16 protein-coding genes are annotated in these 16675 nt (G+C 74.9%); 2 read left to right on the top strand and 14 right to left on the bottom strand.

Annotated features, from left to right (window positions below):
- Positions 1-105 precede the first annotated feature (105 nt).
- Positions 106-1089 (top strand): hypothetical protein, encoded by a 984-nt coding sequence (locus CK505_RS04460; RefSeq protein WP_095650363.1) that lies wholly within the window; start codon positions 106-108, stop codon positions 1087-1089.
- Positions 1090-1095: 6 nt separating this feature from the next.
- Here the strand turns inward: CK505_RS04460 and CK505_RS04455 are convergent, their stop codons facing one another.
- The 14 genes from CK505_RS04455 to CK505_RS04390 all read right to left on the bottom strand — a co-directional run bounded on the left by CK505_RS04455 (position 1096) and on the right by CK505_RS04390 (position 15811).
- Positions 1096-2988 (bottom strand): NHL domain-containing thioredoxin family protein, encoded by a 1893-nt coding sequence (locus tag CK505_RS04455; RefSeq protein ID WP_095650362.1) that lies wholly within the window; start codon positions 2986-2988, stop codon positions 1096-1098.
- A 77-nt stretch (positions 2989-3065) separates the two neighbouring features.
- Entirely contained in the window at positions 3066-5222 is a 2157-nt protein-coding gene (locus tag CK505_RS04450) for a cytochrome c oxidase assembly protein (protein WP_095650361.1), read from the bottom strand.
- A 107-nt stretch (positions 5223-5329) separates the two neighbouring features.
- Positions 5330-6598 carry a Dyp-type peroxidase gene (locus CK505_RS04445; RefSeq protein WP_095650360.1) on the bottom strand — a complete coding sequence of 423 codons (1269 nt, stop codon included), beginning with the start codon at positions 6596-6598 and terminating at the stop codon, positions 5330-5332.
- Positions 6591-7343, bottom strand: a complete 753-nt coding sequence (locus CK505_RS04440) for a copper chaperone PCu(A)C (RefSeq protein WP_095650359.1) — start codon at positions 7341-7343, stop codon at positions 6591-6593. The genes CK505_RS04445 and CK505_RS04440 overlap by 8 nt, the downstream gene beginning before the upstream one ends.
- A 147-nt stretch (positions 7344-7490) precedes the next feature.
- Positions 7491-8051, bottom strand: a complete 561-nt coding sequence (locus CK505_RS04435; protein ID WP_095650358.1) for a copper resistance CopC family protein — start codon at positions 8049-8051, stop codon at positions 7491-7493.
- A 127-nt stretch (positions 8052-8178) separates the two neighbouring features.
- Positions 8179-8853, bottom strand: a complete 675-nt coding sequence (locus tag CK505_RS04430) for a hypothetical protein (RefSeq protein ID WP_141246777.1) — start codon at positions 8851-8853, stop codon at positions 8179-8181.
- 213 nt (positions 8854-9066) lie between these two features.
- Entirely contained in the window at positions 9067-9351 is a 285-nt protein-coding gene (locus CK505_RS04425) for an HU family DNA-binding protein (RefSeq protein ID WP_031282576.1), read from the bottom strand.
- Between the two features lie 73 nt (positions 9352-9424).
- Entirely contained in the window at positions 9425-9730 is a 306-nt protein-coding gene (gene rpsN / locus CK505_RS04420) for a 30S ribosomal protein S14 (protein WP_017832641.1), read from the bottom strand.
- A 4-nt stretch (positions 9731-9734) separates the two neighbouring features.
- The gene (rpmG, locus tag CK505_RS04415; protein ID WP_017832642.1) at positions 9735-9902 is read right to left on the bottom strand and encodes a 50S ribosomal protein L33; all 168 of its coding nucleotides are present in this window, start codon (positions 9900-9902) and stop codon (positions 9735-9737) included.
- A gap of 1 nt (position 9903) precedes the next feature.
- A complete protein-coding gene (rpmB, locus tag CK505_RS04410) occupies positions 9904-10140 on the bottom strand; it encodes a 50S ribosomal protein L28 (RefSeq protein ID WP_017832643.1) in 237 nt (78 codons plus the stop codon).
- Between the two features lie 325 nt (positions 10141-10465).
- Positions 10466-11335, bottom strand: coding sequence for an SGNH/GDSL hydrolase family protein (locus CK505_RS04405; protein WP_052133007.1), 870 nt, complete (start codon positions 11333-11335; stop codon positions 10466-10468).
- A 58-nt stretch (positions 11336-11393) separates the two neighbouring features.
- On the bottom strand, positions 11394-13604 hold the full coding sequence (malQ, locus tag CK505_RS04400; protein WP_095650357.1) for a 4-alpha-glucanotransferase: 2211 nt from the start codon (positions 13602-13604) through the stop codon (positions 11394-11396).
- A 58-nt stretch (positions 13605-13662) separates the two neighbouring features.
- The gene (locus CK505_RS04395) at positions 13663-14709 is read right to left on the bottom strand and encodes an NAD(P)-dependent alcohol dehydrogenase (protein WP_095650356.1); all 1047 of its coding nucleotides are present in this window, start codon (positions 14707-14709) and stop codon (positions 13663-13665) included.
- 109 nt (positions 14710-14818) lie between these two features.
- The gene (locus tag CK505_RS04390; protein WP_095650355.1) at positions 14819-15811 is read right to left on the bottom strand and encodes an LLM class flavin-dependent oxidoreductase; all 993 of its coding nucleotides are present in this window, start codon (positions 15809-15811) and stop codon (positions 14819-14821) included.
- A 147-nt stretch (positions 15812-15958) separates the two neighbouring features.
- Here CK505_RS04390 and CK505_RS04385 point away from each other — a divergent pair, with 147 nt between their 5' ends.
- Complete coding sequence (locus tag CK505_RS04385) at positions 15959-16675, top strand: HAD family phosphatase (RefSeq protein WP_017832648.1); 717 nt, start codon at positions 15959-15961, stop codon at positions 16673-16675.

Genomic DNA, 16675 nt, shown 5'->3' with positions numbered 1-16675 from the left:
GGTGCGGCACGTAGCGTACCCGTCCTGGGGCGGACCGCGCCCCGGACGGGCCCCGCCCGGCCCGGTGCACGCGCAGGCCGGGGGGCGATCGGCTAGCGTGATCGGATGGAGTCCAACGTCCGCGTGCTGAAAGCCCTCGGGGCCTGGCTGTTCCTCGTGCTGCTCGGGGTGGCGGCCGCCGCCGTCACCATCGCCCTGGTGAACAAGTACATGTACGGTCCGGAGACGGACGTGCGGGCCTACCTCGAGGACCTGCGGGACGGCGACGGCGGCGAGGCCCTGGGGCTGCTCAACGCCCGCGTCCCTGAGGCCAACGCGGCGATGCTGGACGGCGACCCGCTCGAGGCCGCGGCCGAGGACCTCGAGGACCTGGAGGTCTCCACCGTCTCGGAGGACGGCGAGCGGGCCGTGGTCCGCGCGGACTACACCCTCGACGGCCAGCCGCACAGCTCCGAGTTCGCCCTCCACCCCGTGGACACCCAGTGGGGCTTCTTCACGGTGTGGGCGTTCGACGAGACCCCCCTGCCCACGGTGACGGTCAGTCTGCCGGGGGCCACCTCGGTCGACGTGAACGGCATGTCCGTGGCCCTGCCGGAGTCCTCCGCGGAGTTCTCCGCCTTCTTCCCGGGCGTCTACACGGCCTCCTACACGTCCGAGCTCGTGGCGGCCGACCCGGTGCGCACCGTGCTGACCGACCCGGGCCAGCAGGCGGAGATCGTCCTGGAGGCCCGGCCGACCGAGGCCCTCGAGCAGGAGGTGGACCGGCAGCTGAAGGAGCACCTGGACGGCTGCGCCGGGCAGGGCAGCCTCTTCCCGTCCGGCTGCCCGTTCTCCTTCGAGTTCGACGGCCGGGTCTCGGGGGACGTGGAGTGGACGATCGAGTCCTATCCGGACCCGGAGATCGTCGTGGGGGCCGAGGGCGGCCGGGGCTGGGCCCTGGAGCCCGCGCAGGGCACCGCGCGGATCGCCTTCGACTCCCTCGACCTGTTCACCGGGGACGTCGAACGGCTCGAGCGCACCGTGCCGTTCGAGGTCGCCGCCGACCTCGACATCGACGGCTCGACGGTGCGGGTCGACCCGCGCGGCTGAGCCCGCTCAGTTGACGCCGCGCAGGTCCAGGACCAGCTCGCTCTCCCCGTCGGCGTCCAGCACGAAGGGGATGCCCCAGTCCTGCTGGTAGAGGTGGCAGGCCGCGTGGTCGGGGATCTCCCCGCCCGGCTCGCCGTCGCACGCCGCGGCGCGCGCGGTGATGTGCAGCACGCCCTCGGTGACGCCGTCCGCCAGCACGAGCTGCCGGCGCAGGCCCTGGGCCGTGCCGGCGCCCTCGGCCAGCGCCTCCTCGGGGGAGGACGAGATCCTCAGCTGCGTCGGGTCCCCCCACCGGTCGTCGAGCTTCTGCCCGGTCGGCGCCGCGAAGCGCACCTCGACCGCGAGCGCGCCCGGGGCGAGCCTGGTGCGGGCCCGCTGGGTCCGCGACGCCCCCTCGTCGACGCGCTGGGCGGCGGCGGGGATCGGCACGCGCACCAGGCGGTGGGCGTTGGCCTCGACGACGACGAGCAGCGGCTCCTCCCCCGAGACGTCCAGCAGCACGTCGGAGGGCTCGGCCAGGCCGCGGGCCAGCGTGGCCACCTGCCGGGTCCGGGGGTCGTAGTGGCGCACGGCGCCGTTGTAGGTGTCCGCCACGGCCACCGAGCCGTCGGGCAGCTGGGCCACGCCGAGGCAGTGCTGCAGGCGGGCCCCGCCGGCGTCGCCGTCGCGGAAGCCGAAGTCGAACAGCCCCTCGCCCACGGCGGTCTCGACCGCGACGGCCCCGTCGTCGTCGAACCGGAGCACGCGCAGGGCGGAGGTCTCCGAGTCGGCGATCCACACGTTGCCCTCGTGGTCCTCCGCGAGCCCCGAGGACTGCGCGAACCACGCCTCGGCGCCGGACCCGTCCTTGAGCCCCTCGTCCCCCGTGCCCGCGAGCACGGCGAGCCGGCCGGTCCGGGGGTCGAACGAGAACAGCTGGTGGGTGCCCGCCATGGCCACCACGAGCCGGTCGGCCCGCGCGGACCACACGACGTCCCACGGGGAGGACAGCGCGACCTCCAGCGGGTCGGCCTCGGGGTCGATGTGGTTCGGCTCCGCCCCCCGCGCGCGCTCCTCGTCGAGCAGCCGCTGCACCCCGCTGCCGGCCACCGTGCGCACCTGCCCCGTGGCGAGGTCCACGCCCCGGAGCCGGTGGTTGACGGAGTCCGCCACGACCACGTCGTAGCCGGCGGCCGCGCGCACCTCCTCGGGCAGCAGCGTGAGCCCCTGGGGCTCGGTGAAGCGCGCGGTCCCCGGGTCGCCGTCCGCGTGACCCTTGCCCGCGCCGATCACCCGCCGGACGGTCTCGAGGTCGTTGTCGAGCTGGACCAGGCGGTGGTGGCCCGTGTCGGAGACCAGGAACGAGCCGTCCGGCAGCGGCAGCACCTTGCCCGGGAAGCGGAGGTCCCCCTCGGGCGCCGGCCGGGGCACGTACGGCCCGTCGCCGCGGTGCAGGGTGCCCCGGGCCTCGTGCTCGGCCACGAGCTCCTCCACGAGGGTGACGAGGCCCTGCACGTGGCCCTCCCCCGAGAGGTGCGCCACGATGTAGCCCTCCGGGTCCACCACCACGAGCGTGGGCCACGCGCGGGCCGTGTAGGCGTCCCAGGTGGTCAGCTCGGGGTCGTCGAGCACGGGGTGGTGGACCTCGTAGCGGTCCACGGCGGCCGCGAGCGCGTCCGGGTCGGCCTCGTGCTCGAACTTCGGGGAGTGCACGCCCACCGTGACGAGGACGTCGGAGAAGCGCTCCTCGAGGGGGCGCAGCTCGTCGAGCACGTGCAGGCAGTTGATGCAGCAGAAGGACCAGAAGTCCAGGACCACGACCTTGCCGCGCAGCGCGGCGAGGTCGAGGTCCCTGCCGCCGGTGTTGAGCCAGGCACGGCCCTGCAGCTCGGAGGCGCGGACGCGGGAGGTGAGGCGCATGGAGGGGGATCCTTTCGGGGCGGAGCAGGACGGGGTGGACCAGGGCGGGACGGGCGGCGGGACGGGCGGGACGGTGCTCAGGGCCGGGCGGCGCGGTCGTCGCGCTCGGCGAGCCCGGCCATCATCTCGTTGTAGGCCTTGAGCTCGGCGTCGTCCGTGCGGTCGGCCTTGCGGTCCGCACGGCGGTTCTCCTTGGTGCCCTCGATCGCCCACATGATCGCGACGACGACGGCGACGACGACGGTGGGGAACTCGCCGATCCCCCACATGAGGGCCCCGCCGAGCTGCTGGTCCTCGATCGCGGTGCGGCCCCAGTCCCGGCCGGTGTTGCCGAACCAGGAGGCCTGCAGCAGGGTGTCGGAGCCCATGAGGGCGACCCCCACGAAGGCGTGGTAGACCATCGTGGCCAGCAGCAGGACCAGGCGCATCATGTGGCCGGGGCGGTACGGGATGGGGTCCGTGCCGATCAGCACCAGCATGAACAGGTACCCGGTGATCAGGAAGTGCACGACCATGAACACGTGGCCCACGTGGTAGTGCAGGGTGAAGTGGAACAGCGGGGTGAAGTAGAAGACCACGATGGAGCCGGCGAAGTTCACGGCCGCGAAGATCGGGTGCGTCACGACCCTGCCGAACCCCGAGTGCACGAGCCGCAGGATCCACTCGCGGGGCCCGCGGGTGCCGTCCGGGCGGGACTCCAGGGCCTTGAGCAGCAGGGTGACCGGCGCGCCCAGGACCAGGAAGATCGGCACGACCATGGTCAGTGCCATGTGCTCGACCATGTGCGCCGAGAACAGGACCCGGCCGTAGACGGCGAACCCGCCCGATGTGATGAAGAACAGCACCCCGACCCCGGTGAGCCACGAGAGGGTGCGCAGCACGGACCAGGAGTCCCGGCGCCGGCGCACGCGCACGAACGCCCACAGGTAGACGGCCGCGAGGAACACGCAGACCGCGAGCCACAGCCAGTCGACGCGCCACGTGGTGAACCACGAGGCCGCGGTGGGCTCGGGCGGCAGCTCGTACCAGGTGAGGATCAGCGCCGGGGAGGCGTCCGGGGCGATCTCCTCGGGCACCGGCGGGGCGGTCCGGGACAGGGCCACGGCGACGCCCATGACGGCGCTCATCACGAGCAGCTCCCCGAGCACGAGCTGCCACACGGCGCGGCGGGCCGTGAGCCGGCCGGCCTCGAGCGCGGGCACCAGCCACCGGCGGTGCGTGAGGCCCGCCAGGCCCAGGCCCAGCGTGAGGACGAACTTGACCAGCACGAGCCACCCGTAGCCGCTGAAGAGCTGCTCCCAGGAGCCGATGCGCACGGCCGCGTTGACCGTCCCGGAGAGCAGGACGAGGAGGAAGGCGCCGAGGGCGACCGCGGAGAAGCGGCGCAGGACCACGGCCGCGATCGGCACCCGCCGCCGCGGGCCGGCGGACGGACGGCCCCGGGCGGCGCCCTCGGGGAGCGTGCCGGTGCCGGCGTCCGGGGCGCTCAGCTGCGGGGAGAGCCAGGCGAGCACCACGAGCCCTCCCGTCCACAGCCCCGCGCCCAGCAGGTGCAGGCCCAGGGAGTTGACGGCGCCCATGTGGTCGTTGCCGCCGGCGGAGTGCCCGTTGAGGGCCATGGCGACGAGGGCCGCGCAGGACAGGGCCAGGGTGAGCAGCAGCCCGAGCAGCGCCCGGATGCCGAAGACCAGGGTGGTCACGACGGCGGCCACCACGACGATCGCCGCCTGGGCCTGTCCGGTGGGGATGTCCGTGGTGTAGTGCAGCAGCTGCTGGGTGTAGGTCCCGTCCCCGCCCACGGGCACGCCCGCGACGTCGGAGTAGGACAGGACGAGCACGGCCACGGCGGCCACGGTCCAGACCACGGCCGCGGCCTCGGCGAGGCGCAGGGTGCGGCGGAACAGCGGGTGCTCGGGGGCCGCGGCGCGGTCCCGGGTGCCCCGGCGGCGCCCGTCGACGGTGGTCGGCACGACGCCCACCGCGAACAGCAGGGCCCCCATGACCACCACCAGCGCGCCGTTGTGCACGAGCTCCGCGGCGGGCAGCCCCCAGCGGACCAGCGCCCCGGGGTCGGCGGCGAGCCGGGCCGCGCCGGAGCCGGTCCACAGCATCGCCGCGATGAGCGCCGCGAGGGCCACGAGGGGCACGGCCGCGAGCCACCAGGGGTCGATCCCCCGGTCGCCCGGCCGGGCGGCGGTGCCGTGGTCGGCGCGCTCGGCCGTCCTCGAACTCATGGTCAGTCTCCTTCATCCGCCCCACGACGACGGGGCGGCCCGTCTCCATTGTCCCTCCCCGAGCGCACCGGCCCGTGCGCGTGTGCCGGATCCCACACGGGCGGTCCTCAGTCCTCGAAGAGCACGTCCCCCACGAACCCTCCCTCCGCGCAGCCCGGGGGCACGGCGAAGACCGCGGACCCGACCGGGGTGGTCCAGGCGTTGAGCATGTCGAGCTCGTCGAGCCGGCGCTGGATCGGGACGAACTGGCGGTCGACGTCCGCGCAGTACGCCGCGAAGACCATCCCCGCGTCGCTGACCCCTCCGGTGGTCGCGCCCCGGCCCCGGGTGCCCGAGGCACCCGCCACGGGCAGGTCGTAGTTGTAGACCCGCCGGTGGATCCGCTCGAGGGGGTCCTCCGAGCGGGAGCGGCGCACGTGGGCGTAGTCCGCAATGACGGGAAAGCCCAGCGGCCCCCGCGCGGCGAGGTCCGGCTCGTCGTGCTCGGCACCGCCCGTCAGCGGGGCGCCGTCGCGCAGGCGCCGCCCGACGGCGTCCTCCCGCGCCGGCGTGTCCGCCTCGTCCCAGGTGTCCAGGTTCATGGCGATCCGGCGGAGAACCAGGGCCGTGCCGTCCGGGACCCACGGCGCGAAGCCGTCCCGGCCGTGGACCACCCGCTCGTACTCCTCGCTGCCGCCCCGGGGGTTGACGGTGCCGTCCACCTGGCCGAAGAGGTTGCGCATGCTCTGCCCGTCCGGGACGGAGCCCACGGTGTGCCGGAAGCCGTCCTGCACCCAGCGCACGGCGGCGAAGGAGCGGGCGGCCTTGAGCAGCACCCGCTGGGCGTGCGAGACCGCGAGGCGGTCGTCGGCGCAGATCTGCAGCAGCAGGTCGCCGTCGCTCCACCGCTCCTCGAGCCGGTCGATCGAGAACGGGGGCAGAGGCCGCAGCCAGGCCGGCACCCGGTCCGGGGCGACCAGTCCGAGCAGCCGCCGCCCGAAGCCGAGGGTGACCGTGAGCCGCGCGGGGTGCTCGGCGAGCCACGGCTCCTGGTCGGCGACCGGCGCCCGCCCCTGGGTCAGGGCGGCGGCGTCCTCGGAGAGCACCCGCAGCAGGCGCCGCACCGCGTCCCGGGTGGTGTCCCGGTTCAGGTCCAGCGCCACGAAGGCGGCGAACGCCTGCGGCGCGGTCGCCACCCCGGCCTGCCGGGGGCCGTGGAAGGGCTCGACGGCCTGCCCGTGCCCCTGCGGTGCCACCCGGGCGGTGTCCTGCGGGGCCGCGGCGGGGGCCCCGGCGCGGCGGGCCGACTCCAGGCCCAGGGCGGAGGCGGCGCCGACGCCGGCGGCGCCGCCCGCCACGAGCAGGCGCCGCCGGTCCAGGCCGCGGGCCTCACCCACGGCAGCCCGGCAGGTCCGCCGCCGGCGTGGCCCCGGAGGGCGACCCCGTCCCGCTCGCGTGGCCCCCGGCGTGCCCCTCGCCGTCGTCCGCGTGGTCGTCCTCGCCGGCGTCCTCGCCGGCGTCCTCGTCCTCGCCGTGGCCCGGGGCGTACTCCTCCTGGGCGCCCGCGTAGTCGCGGACGGCCGCCGTGACCGTCTGCTGGGTCCCGTCCTCGAAGCGCAGGACGAGCTCGAGGTCGTCCCCGGCACGGAGCCCGCAGCGCAGGTCCAGGAGCATGAGGTGGTCCGCCCCGGGCTCGAGGGCGTAGGACTCCCCCGGCGCGATGCCGACCGGGTCCTGCATCCGCTGCATGACCGTGCTGCCGGTCTCGGGGTCGAGCACGGTCTCGTGCAGCTCGACCGCCCCGGCGACGCCCTCGGCGGACGCGCCGGTGAGCACGACCGGGACGTCGCCCTCGTTGACGAGGGTGCCGAACACCCCGGTCATCCCCCCGGCGGGGCCCGCCTTCGCCCAGGGCTGCTCCACGGTGAGCGGTTCGTGCGCGGCGGCGCCCCCGGCGTCGTGCGGGGAGGGGGCGCCGGAGGCGGAGGTGGACGCGGCGGACGGTGCCGGCTCCTGGGCGGAGGACGCGCAGCCCGTGAGCGCGAGGGCGCCGAGGGCGAGGACGGTGCCGGTGCGCAGCAGCGCGGCGGGCAGTGAGGTGGGCAGGGAGGTGGGCAGGGAGGTGGGCAGGGAAGTGGGCATGGGTGCTCCTGGGAGTCGATGACGAGGATGCGCGGGGCGGGCACGCGCGGGAGGGTGCACGGCGGCAGCCCCCGGGGGCGCGGCGGCGCCCGGCGGGCACCGGCCGGGAGGTGCGGACGGTGCGGAAGCGGGGCGGACCCCGGGAGCTCAGCCCTTGCGGCGCCGGCTCGAGACGAGGCTCACCACGCCGAGCACGGCGAGGGCCACGGCCCCGCCCGCGACCGCGACGAGCCAGAGCGGGACGTCCCCGGACGAGGCGCGGTCCGCGGCGTCCTGGGCGCTCGCGGCGGCGTCCTCGACCGCGGCGCTCGGGTCCGCCGAGGGCTCGCCGCCGGAGCCGACGTCGTAGCTGAACGTCCCCTCGATGGGGTGCCCGTCGCCGGAGACCACGCGCCAGACCACGCGGTAGGTCTCGTCCTCCGCGCCGGCCGCGGCCAGGGGCTGGACGACCGTGTTCCCCACCGGCTCGAGCGGGCCCTCCGTCACGGAGCGTCCCTCGGAGTCGGTGACCAGGATCTGGTGGCCGATGTCCATGATCTCGCCGGAGAAGGTGAGCTCGAGCTCCTCCGGCGCGGTGGTCAGGACGGAGTCGGGCTCCGGCGTGACGGCGGTCAGCTCGTCGTGCGCGGCCGCGGGCAGCAGGGGCAGGAGGGTGAGGGCTCCCGCTGCCAGCAGGGCGGCGGTGCGGCGGGTGGTGGACGTGGGCATGGGGTCTCCTCGGAGGGCCGGGCGGCGGTGGGCGGGGCCGCCGGGCCGGGAGGGCCGGCGGCGGGCACGGGCCGTCGGACGTCCTGCCGAGGTCGGTGGCCCGGGCGGCGCCCCGCGGCCGTCCGGCTCAGCCGGCGGGCAGCGTGGCGGGTCCCGGGAGGAGGACCGGCAGCAGGGGTCGACGGCGGGCGCGCGGCGGCCCGCGGTGGGAGCGCACGGGACGCAGGAGCGTCTGGTCGGTCAGCACGTGCGGGCGCCCGGCCCGCACGGCGCGCGGGCGGCCGACGACCACGGGGGCCGGCAGCACCTGCCGCCGGCGGCGCACGCGCAGCCGCAGCGCCTCCAGGAGGACCACGGCCGCGACCTCGCCGTGGCGCATGAGCACGTAGGAGGCCAGTGCGGCGAGCGCGTGGGCGACGAGCATGGCGGTTCCGCCGTGCTCGGCGTGGGACTGGACCTCCAGCACCAGGGCGGGGCCGGGCGCACCCCCCGTGGCGCCGTGCTGCGCGGCGTGGTCCAGGGAGGGGTGGGCGGCGTGGGCGACCGTGCCGGCACCGCCGGAGGCCGCGAACAGGGCGTGCAGCACGGACTGGCTGAGCAGCACGCCCAGCAGCAGGGACGACCGCGAGAGCACCCGGCCGGCCAGGGCCATGCACAGCGGCCCGGACAGGGCCAGCGAGAGGAGCACGAGCACGACGGGCGGGGCCTGCCCGCCGGCGGCCGCGTGGGAGATCGCGGCGGCGGAGGTGGCGATGGCCGCTCCGGCCCAGCCGCGGGCGAGGCGCCGTGCACGTGGGCTCACGCCGCACCTCCCGTCTGGATCGCCGGCCGCTCGGCCCGGTGGTCCCATTATGCGCGCCGCACCCGGCGCCGGACCAATTGCGGTGCCGGGGGCCGCGCTGCCGGTCGTGTCCGCGGCGCGGGGCCCGGGCACGCCGAAGGGGCGGCCCCGGTGCGGGGCCGCCCCTTCGGACGAAGCCATGGGACGGGGTCCGGAACGGACCCGCGGGTGTCCTTACTTCTTGGACACGGCCGCCTTGAGCTTGGAACCAGCGGTCAGCTTGACGCCGTGGCCGGCCGGGATCTCGATGGTCTCGCCGGTCTGCGGGTTGCGACCGGTGCGGGCGGCACGGTCGGTGCGCTCGACGGCCAGCCAGCCCGGGATGGTGATCTTCTCACCGGCGGAGACGGACTCCTCGAAGACCTGGAACATCGCGTCCAGGACGCCGTTCACGGCGGCGTTGGTGGTGCCGGCCTTCTCGGCGACCTCTGCGACGAGTTCACTGCGGTTCTTAGCCATGTTCATGTCCTCCTGGACTTGGGGTCGTGGGGAAGCGCGGCACGGGGGACCGATCGCGCTCCTGCGTCAGAAATTACCAGCTGGACTTGGTGATGCCGGGCAGTTCGCCGCGGTGAGCCATGTCGCGGAACCGGACGCGGGAGATGCCGAACTTCTGGAGGGTGCCGCGGGGGCGGCCGTCGATCTGGTCCCGGTTGCGCAGCCGGACCGGGGAGGCGTCCCGGGGCAGCTTCTGCAGGCCCAGGCGGGCCTCCTCGCGGGCCTCGTCGGTGGCGTTCTCGTCGACGAGGGTCTTCTTGAGCTCGGCACGCTTCGCGGCGTAGCGCTCGACGACGACCTTGCGCTGCTCGTTCTTGGCGATCTTGGACTTCTTGGCCATGGATTCAGCGCTCCTCGCGGAAATCGACGTGCTTGCGGACGACCGGGTCGTACTTCTTGAGCACCATGCGGTCCGGGTCGTTGCGGCGGTTCTTGCGGGTCACGTAGGTGAAACCGGTGCCGGCGGTGGACTTCAGCTTGATGATGGGACGAACGTCCTTGTCCTTGGCCATGCTAGATCTTCTCCCCACGTGCGAGAATGTCGGTCACGACGGAATCGATGCCACGGGCGTCGATGACCTTGATGCCCTTGGCGCTGACGTTGAGCGTCACGCTGCGGCGCAGCGACGGCACCCAGTACCGCTTCTTCTGGATGTTCGGGTCGAACCGGCGCTTGGTACGGCGGTGCGAGTGCGAAATGCTGTGCCCAAAGCCCGGCTGAGCTCCGGTCACCTGGCAGTGCGCTGCCATAGTGTTCTCCTCCAATGTTGACGAAATGACGGCACGCAGTGGGTGCCGCAGTTGATCACTCAGCTGCGGCAACGAGCGTCCCGCCACCTTCAGAATTGCCACCGTTCGCCAACCGGGCCCTCTCGTAAGGCCCGCGGCCGGAACCGGCGAAGGCCTCGCCACGATGAAGACGGTGAAGATCAAGGTGCCGGAAGGTGGACTCCACCACACGACAGCCTTGAAGTCTAGGCCCGGACGGACTTCCCCGCAACCTGACGTCAGGTGTGACCAGCTTCGGGTCAGTCTACCGGCTCCCCGGACCCCCGCAAACCGGGGGACTCCCTGCTCAGCCGCACCGGGCGGGGGCCGACGGCTCCGCGGGGGCCGCGGGACCGGCGGGGAGCACCGGGCGCGGGAGCAGCGTCGTGTACCCGGGGTGGCGGGCGGCGACCGCGTCCCCGGAGGAGGTCCCGCGCAGCCGCCGCCCGACCCAGGGCAGCAGGTACTCGCGGGCCCAGAGGAGGTCCTCCTTCAGCACCCCCGGGCTCGCCGTGACCGGCAGCCGGTCGGTGGGCGGCAGCTCCAGGGCGTGCTCCACGCCCAGCAGCTCGAGCACCCGGGCGGCCACGCGGGTGTGCCCCGCGGTCGACATGTGCAGCCGGTCCACCGCCCAGTAGCGCCAGTCCTGCAGGGTGCGCATCCGCCAGTAGTCGAGGACCAGGCACCCGTGCCGGTCGGCGATCTCCCGGACGTGCTCGTTGTAGAGCGCCTGCCGGGGGCGGGTCCAGGACGTGGGGGCGTCCCGGCCGGGGTCGAAGGCCGTGAACAGCACCACCTGGGCGCCGGAGCCCCGCAGCCGGGCGACCGCCTGCTCGTAGACCCCCATGAGGGCGTCCACGTCCGCGCGGGGGCGCAACAGGTCGTTGCCCCCGGCGTAGAGGCTCACCAGGGTCGGCTCCAGGGCCAGGCACGCCTCGAGCTGCTCCTCGACGATCCCGCGGAGCAGCCGCCCCCGGACCGCGAGGTTCGCGTAGCGGGTGTCCGGGTGGGCCGCGGTCAGCTGCTCGGCCACGAGGTCGGCCCAGCCGCGCACCCCGTTGGGGCGGGCGGGGTCGGGGTCGCCCACGCCCTCGGTCATGGAGTCGCCGAGGGCGACGTAGCGGATGGGCGGTGCGAGCGGCACGGCGGCCGGGCGGGGCGTCGTCGGCTCCGTCATGCGGTGCTTCCTCCGTTCGGGGCAGGGGGGTGCTGCGGGCGGGGCCGCGGGGGCGCGGTCAGGGCGCCGTGCGGTCGGTGTGCTCGGGCTGCCCCGGCTCCCCCACGGACCGGAGGCGGGAGCGGTTGCCGAGCGCCTCGTTGACGGCGCGCACCAGGGAGTTCGCCCGCGCGTTGTCCGGCAGCTGCTCGATCAGCACCGGGTTGCCCGCGGAGTCGGCCAGGGGCACGCGCCAGTTCGGGTACTCGTCCCCCGTGCCCGGCTGGTTCTGCATCCGGCGCTCGCCGACGGCGTCCACGAGGGAGACGTTGAACAGCAGCGCCGGGGATTGGGCGAGGTAGCGGTGCAGCGCCTCGACCAGGCCCTGCTCGTCCGTGGCGTCCCCGTCGGGGAGCAGCCCGTCCGCGGCGACGGCCGCGAAGAACGTGTCGAGCTGCCGGCGGGCCTCGGCCCGCTCCTCCTCCACGGGCCGGGCCAGCAGGCCCAGCTCCTGGCGCACGTCCACCTGCACGCCCTCCAGGAAGCCCGCCGTGGGCGGGAAGTCGTGGGTGCTGACCGAGGCCATGCTCAGCTCCCGGTACTGCGCCGGGGGGAGCGGCTCGTCGCCGTCCACCTCGAACCACAGGATCGAGGTGCCCAGCACGCCGCGCTCCGCGAGGTACTCCCGCACCCACGGCTCGAGGGTGCCCAGGTCCTCCCCGACCACCACCGCCCCGGCGAGCTCCGCCTCGAGCGCGAGGATGCCGACCATCGCCTCGTGGTCGTAGTAGACGTAGGCGCCCTCCGAGGCCTCCTGGCCGTCCGGGATCCACCACAGCCGGAACAGGCCCAGGACGTGGTCCACCCGGATGCCGCCGGCGTGCCGGAAGATCGTGCGCAGCATGTCCCGCCAGGGCAGGTAGCCGGCCTCGGCCAGGCGCTCCGGGTGCCACGGGGGCTGGGACCAGTTCTGGCCCTTCTGGTTGTACATGTCCGCGGGCGCGCCCACGCTGACGCCCAGGGCCAACACGTCCTGGAGCGTCCACGCGTCGGCGCCCTGCTTGTGCACGCCCACGGCGAGGTCGTGGATCACGCCGATGTCCATCCCGGCCAGGTGCGCCGCGCGCTGGGCGGCCTCGAGCTGCTCGTCCAGCAGCCACTGCATCCACACGTGGAAGTCGATCCGGTCGGACAGCCGGGTCCGCGCCTCCACCGCGTACGGGGCGTCGGGGCGCGCCGCGGCGTCGTCCCACTCGGGGGCGTCCTCGCCAAGCTCCTCCCGCAGCGCGCACCACAGGCCGAAGTCCTGCAGGCCCTGCCCGCCCTCGGCCACGAACCGGCGCAGCTGCTGCTGGCGGTGCGGGGAGCGGCGGACGGTGAACAGCAGCTCGAGGCTCTTCAGCTTGGCCGCGTACGCCTTGTCCCGGTCGATGGTGCTGGTGTCGAGGTTGTCCTTGCGCTGGATGGCGGCCAGCGTGTTGACCACCTCGAGGTCGCCCGGGCGCAGGTAGGCGTACTCGGGGACCTCGGCGATGCGCAGGTAGAGGGGGTTGAAGAAGCGGCGGCTGGTCGGCAGGTACGGCGAGGGCTCCACCGGCGGTGCGGGCTCGGCGGCGTGCAGCGGGTTGACCAGCAGGTAGTCCGCCCCCTGCTCGCCCGAGATCGCGGCGAGGCTCGCGAGGTCCGAGGCGTCGCCCACGCCCCACGAGCGCCCGGAGGTCACCGAGTAGATCTGCGCCATGTAGCCCCAGCGGTGCCGGCCGTGCAGCCGGTCGGTGCTGGCGAGGTGCCGCGGGGTCACGGCCAGCGGCGCCGTGACCGCGCGTCCGCCGTCGACCTCGGGGCACTCGGCGCGGACCTCGTACCAGCCCACGGCGAGGCCCTCGGGCACCTCGAAGGTGGCCTGGCCGGTGAGGACGCCGTCCACGTCCCGCGGGGAGCGCCAGTTGTCGACCTGGGAGGCGGTGGTCCGGGCGCCGCCCTCCGCCGCGAGGGTCACACGGACGGTGGAGCCGTGCGGGACGTGCACGGCGAAGCGGGTGCGCTCCCCCGCGACGGCGACGACCACGGGCGGCAGGACCCGCCGCCAGGGCGCCAGCTCCCGCTGGGCGAGGCACGCCTCGATCGCGGCGTCGTCCCCGGCGTCCGCGCCCAGCGCGTCGAGCACGGCGCGCAGCGTCGGCTCCGGGACCTCCCGCTCCTGTCCGTCGAACCCGGAGTAGGTCGTGGAGACCCGGTAGGCCTCGGCGAGCCGGCGCAGCGCGCCGTCGGTGGTGGTGGTGTGGGCCATGGACCCCACTCTAACCACCGGCGCGGCCGGAGCCGCAGGCTGCTGATGATCCGGGCGGCTACGCCAGGGTGCGGGCGACGTCGACGACGAAGCGGTACCGCACGTCCGAGGCGACCACCCGGTCGTAGGCGGCGTCGACGTCGTCGGCGCCGATCAGCTCGATCTCGGCCTCCACGCCGTGCTCGGCGCAGAAGTCCAGCATCTCCTGCGTCTGCGGGATCCCGCCGACCATCGACCCGGTGAGCACGCGCTGGGGGCCGATCAGGGCGCCCGGGCGGACGCTGTACGGCTCGGTGGGCAGCCCCACGGAGCACAGCACGCCGTCGACCCGCAGCAGGGACAGGTACTGCTCGACCGGCAGGTCCGCGGAGACGGTGTTGAGGATCAGGTCGAAGCGGCCCTTGTTGCGCTCGAAGGTCTCGGGGTCCTTCGTGGCCCAGTAGTCGGTCGCGCCGAAGGCCAGGCCGTCCTCCTGCTTGGACAGGCTCTGGCTCAGGACGGTGACCTCGGCGCCCATGGCGGCGGCGATCTTCACGGCGACGTGGCCGAGCCCGCCCATGCCCAGGACGGCCACCCGCCGGCCCGGTCCGGCGCCCCAGCGCCTGAACGGGGCGTACGTGGTGATCCCGGCGCACAGCAGCGGGGCGGCCCGGGCGGGGTCGAGCGCCTCGGGGACGCGCAGGACGAACCGCTCGTCGACCACGATCCCGCCGCTGTAGCCGCCCCGGGTGGGGGTGCCGTCGGCCTGGGGCGTGTTGTAGGTGGCGGTCACGCCCTCCGTGCAGAACTGCTCCTGGCCGCCGGTGCAGTGCTCGCAGCGGCCGCAGGAGTCGACGAAGCAGCCGACGCCCACCGTGTCGCCGGGGGCGAAGCCGGTCACGGACTCCCCGACCGCGCGGACGCGGCCGACGATCTCGTGCCCCGGGGTGACGGGGTAGTGCGTGCCGCCCCACTCGTCGCGCGCGACGTGGATGTCGGAGTGGCAGATGCCGGCGAAGTGGATGTCGATCTCGACGTCGCCCGGGCCGACCGGGCGACGCTCGATCGTGGTGCGGCGGAAGCCCGAGTCGGCGGAGACGGCCTCGAGGGCGGGGACGGTGGTCATGGGGTGCTCCTGTCGTGGTGCGGATGACGCCCGGCGGGGGTCGCCGGGCGGTGGTCGTGGGGTCCGGGGGCGTGCGGCCGGCGGGACGGCCGGCGCCGGGACGGTGCGCTCACCAGGCGTGGGCGACGAGCTCGTAGGACCGGGCGCGCACCTCGGGGTCGTGGGCGTAGCTGTTGAGCATCAGCTCGTCGGCCCGGGTGAGCTCGACGATCTGCTCGAGATCGGCGACCACCCGCTCGGGCGTGCCGACCGCCGAGACGGCGAGGTGCTCCTGCACCATGCCCGCCTCCGCCGCGGTGAGCTCCACGCGCTCGACGGGCGGCTGGAGCGGCCGGCGGTCGTTGCGGGCGATCCCGCGCACCAGCAGCTGGTGGGTGCTGAACTGGCGCCGCGCCTCCTCGTCGGTGTCGGCGGCGAGGATGTTCGCCGCGACCATCACGTGCGGGCGCTCGACCGTGGCGGTCGGGGCCTGCGCGTCGAAGCGCTGCCGGTACAGGGCGATGGCGTCCATGATCCTGGCCGGGGCGAAGTGGGAGGCGAACGCGTAGGGCAGGCCGAGCCGGGCGGCGACCTCCGCGCCGCCCGTCGACGAGCCGAGGATCCACAGGGGAACGTCCGTGTCCCGGGCCACGGGCGCCCGGACGACCTCCTGCTCCTGCCCGCCGAACAGCCGCACCAGACGGCGCACGTCGGCCTCGAAGGTGTCGTGGCCGGCGTGGCCCCGCCGCAGCTCCAGGGCGGTGCGCATGTCGGTGCCGGGCGCCCGGCCCAGGCCCAGCTCCACGCGGCCGGGGTAGAGGTTGGCGAGCGTGCCGAAGGCCTCGGCCACGGTCAGCGGCACGTGGTTGGGCAGCATGATCCCGCCGGAGCCCACGCTGAGGCGTTCCGTGGCGGCGAGCGCCTGCCCGACGAGCACCGCCGTGGCGGAGGACGCGAACGCCTCCGTGTTGTGGTGCTCGGCGTACCACAGGCGCCGGTAGCCGGAGGCGTCGAGCCGGCGGGCGAGGTCCAGCGCCTCGCGGAGGGCGTCCGCGGTGGAGCGGCCCTCCGAGAGGGGCACGAGGTCGAGGGCGGACAGCGGGACGCGGGGCGTGGCGGGCAAGGGCGGGGCTTCTTCCGTCGGGGATGGCACGAAGGGGTTCGGTGGCGGCAACACCCCCGGCCGGGGTGCTTATTCCGGGCGTCCTCCCGGGCGTTGTCCTGCTCACACCCCCGCCCCGGACGGCGCCCGGTGGGGCACCATGGGAGCATGACGTCCTTCCCCGCCCCCACGCCGTCGCCGCCCACGTCCTCCCCCGAGCTGCCGGCGCCCGCCCCCGGGTGGGCCCCGGCGTGCGTGGTCTTCGACTGCGACGGCATCCTCATGGACACGGAGGCGAACTGGGCCCGGGTCCAGCGCGCCGTCTCGGAGCGCTACGGGCTCGAGTTCACCGAGGCGATGGAGCGCCGGATGATGGGCTGGTCCGCGGCGGACGTCGCCACGGCGATCGCCGAGGCCGCCCGGGCCGACCGCGCCGCGGTCCACGCAGACGTGCTGCGCACCGAGGAGGAGACGCTGACCGGGCACATCGTGCCCCTGCCGGGCGCGCTCGAGACGGTGCGCGCGTTCGCCGAGCGGCTGCCCGTGGCCGTGGCCAGCAACTCCACGAGCACGATCCTCGGCGTGAAGCTGGAGGAGGCCGGCTTCGCCCCCCACCTCAGCACCTGGGTCTCCTCCGAGGACGTGCCGCGCGGCAAGCCGGCCCCGGACATCTACACCGAGGCGGTGCGGCGGCTGGGCTTCGCGCCGGGTGAGGCCCTGGCCGTGGAGGACTCCGTGGTGGGCGCGACCTCGGCCGTGGCGGCGGGACTGGTGGTCGTGGCCGTGCCGTCCGTCCCGGACGGGGACCCCGTGCCCGCCCACCACCGGGCCGCGACGCTGACGGACCCCGTGTTCCGGGAGCTCATGACCCGCTGGCTGGGCTGA

This window comes from Kocuria sp. WN036 (assembly GCF_002287015.1).
GTDB lineage: Bacteria > Actinomycetota > Actinomycetes > Actinomycetales > Micrococcaceae > Kocuria > Kocuria rosea.
The sequence above is the reverse complement of the archived record's forward strand: the minus strand, read 5'-3'. Positions and strand labels throughout refer to the sequence as shown.

Excerpts from the sequence above, each read along its gene's own strand:
- CK505_RS04460 (WP_095650363.1), top strand. The coding sequence starts at position 106 with ATGGAGTCCAACGTCCGCGTGCTGAAAGCCCTCGGGGCCTGGCTGTTC.
- CK505_RS04455 (WP_095650362.1), bottom strand. The coding sequence starts at position 2,988 with ATGCGCCTCACCTCCCGCGTCCGCGCCTCCGAGCTGCAGGGCCGTGCC.
- CK505_RS04450 (WP_095650361.1), bottom strand. The coding sequence starts at position 5,222 with ATGAGTTCGAGGACGGCCGAGCGCGCCGACCACGGCACCGCCGCCCGG.
- CK505_RS04440 (WP_095650359.1), bottom strand. The coding sequence starts at position 7,343 with ATGCCCACTTCCCTGCCCACCTCCCTGCCCACCTCCCTGCCCACCTCA.
- CK505_RS04435 (WP_095650358.1), bottom strand. The coding sequence starts at position 8,051 with ATGCCCACGTCCACCACCCGCCGCACCGCCGCCCTGCTGGCAGCGGGA.
- CK505_RS04425 (WP_031282576.1), bottom strand. The coding sequence starts at position 9,351 with ATGGCTAAGAACCGCAGTGAACTCGTCGCAGAGGTCGCCGAGAAGGCC.
- rpsN (WP_017832641.1), bottom strand. The coding sequence starts at position 9,730 with ATGGCCAAGAAGTCCAAGATCGCCAAGAACGAGCAGCGCAAGGTCGTC.
- rpmG (WP_017832642.1), bottom strand. The coding sequence starts at position 9,902 with ATGGCCAAGGACAAGGACGTTCGTCCCATCATCAAGCTGAAGTCCACC.
- rpmB (WP_017832643.1), bottom strand. The coding sequence starts at position 10,140 with ATGGCAGCGCACTGCCAGGTGACCGGAGCTCAGCCGGGCTTTGGGCAC.
- CK505_RS04405 (WP_052133007.1), bottom strand. The coding sequence starts at position 11,335 with ATGACGGAGCCGACGACGCCCCGCCCGGCCGCCGTGCCGCTCGCACCG.
- malQ (WP_095650357.1), bottom strand. The coding sequence starts at position 13,604 with ATGGCCCACACCACCACCACCGACGGCGCGCTGCGCCGGCTCGCCGAG.
- CK505_RS04395 (WP_095650356.1), bottom strand. The coding sequence starts at position 14,709 with ATGACCACCGTCCCCGCCCTCGAGGCCGTCTCCGCCGACTCGGGCTTC.
- CK505_RS04385 (WP_017832648.1), top strand. The coding sequence starts at position 15,959 with ATGACGTCCTTCCCCGCCCCCACGCCGTCGCCGCCCACGTCCTCCCCC.